This is a genomic window from Leisingera sp. F5, from assembly GCF_001593695.1.
Genome location: NZ_LUKH01000741.1, coordinates 1 through 1,757 on the forward strand (window position 1 = coordinate 1; position 1,757 = coordinate 1,757).

The 1,757-nt window shown below is 61.7% G+C and carries 1 protein-coding gene; it reads left to right on the forward strand.

Annotated elements, in window-relative coordinates; all coding sequences use genetic code 11:
- A partial coding sequence (glnD, locus tag A2I95_RS35435; RefSeq protein ID WP_291737242.1) for a [protein-PII] uridylyltransferase occupies positions 1-1,757 on the forward strand: 1,757 nt, incomplete at both ends.

Here is a 1,757-nt window from a genome sequence, read left to right on the forward strand (position 1 = left end):
TCTTCATGCAGGAGTATTTCCGCCATGCAACGCGGGTCGGCGACCTGACCCGGATCTTCCTGACCAAACTGGAGGCCAGCCAGCAAAAAGGCGCGCCGCTGCTGGAGCGCATCTTCCGTCGGCGCCCGCGGATCAAACCCGGCTACAAGGTGGTGCATAACCGGCTGGACATGCTGGATCCCGAAGCCTTTCTGGCCGACCGGGTGAACCTGCTGCGGATTTTCGAGGAAGCCCTGCGCACCGGCATGCTGATCCATCCGGATGCCATGCGGCTGGTCACCGCCAATCTGCGTCTGATAGATGACGGCATGCGCAACGACAAGGAAGCCCGGCGCATCTTTCTGGACCTCTTGCTGAAACACGGCAATTCCGAACGGGCGCTGCGGCGGATGAACGAACTTGGCGTGCTGTCCGCCTTCCTGCCCGAATTCGAACCCATCGTGGCGATGATGCAGTTCAACATGTATCACTCCTACACGGTGGACGAACACACCATCCAAGTGATCGCCAACTTTGCTGCGATTGAACGCGGCGAGCTGGAGGACGAGTTGCCGTTGTCCTCCTCGATCCTGCGCAAGGGGCTGAACCGCAAGGTGCTAATGGTGGCGATGCTGCTGCATGACATCGGCAAGGGCCGGGTGCAGGACCATTCGATCCTGGGTGCGCAGATCGCCCGCAAGGTGGCGCCGCGGCTGGGATTGAAACCCTCCGAATGCGAGACCGTGGAATGGCTGGTGCGCTATCACCTGCTGATGTCGGACATGGCGCAGAAACGCGACATTGCCGACCCGCGCACGGTGCGCGATTTCGCCAAGGCGGTGCAAACGGTCAAACGGCTGGATCTGCTGCTGCTGCTGACCGTCTGTGACATCCGCGGCGTCGGCCCGAACACCTGGAACAATTGGAAAGCCGCCCTGCTGCGCGCGCTCTACGGCCAGACCCGCGCCGCATTGGAAGGCGGCATGGAGGCGCTGAACCGCGAGCACCGCGGCGCCTCGGCCAAAAAGGCCCTGCGCGAAGCGCTGCCGGATTGGTCCAAAGCCGAACTCAAAACCGAAACCGCCCGGCATTATCCGCCGTACTGGCACGGGTTGCACGTCACCGCGCATGTGGATTTCGCTGAGATGCTGCGCGACTACACCGCCAAAGGCGACGCGGGCGAGGTGATGATCCGGCTTTATCCGGACGTGGACCGCGACGCGACCCGCGCCTGTTTCGTGATGGAAGACCACCCCGGCATCTTTGCCCGCATCGCCGGCGCGCTGGCGCTGGTCGGCGCCAATGTGGTGGACGCGCGCTCCTACACCACCAAGGACGGTTACGTGACCGACGCCTTCTGGATCCAGGACAGCGAAGGCCATCCTTTCGATCCGATCCGCCTGCACCGGCTCAAGCAGATGATCGAAAAGACCCTCAAAGGCGAAGTGATCACCCGCGACGCGCTGAAATCCCGCGACAAGATCAAGAAACGCGAGCGCGCCTTCAAGGTGCCGACCCATATCACCTTCGATAACGACGGCTCGGAAATCTACACCATCATCGAGGTCGACACCCGCGACCGTCCCGGCCTGCTCTATGATCTGGCCCGGGCACTGGCAGCCGCCAATGTCTATATCGCCAACGCGGTGATCGCGACCTATGGCGAACAGGTGGTCGATGCCTTTTATGTCAAAGACATGTTCGGCCTGAAATACTATGCAGAGTCCAAACAGCGGACGCTGGAAAAGAAACTGCGCGAGGCAATTGCTGCTGGCGCA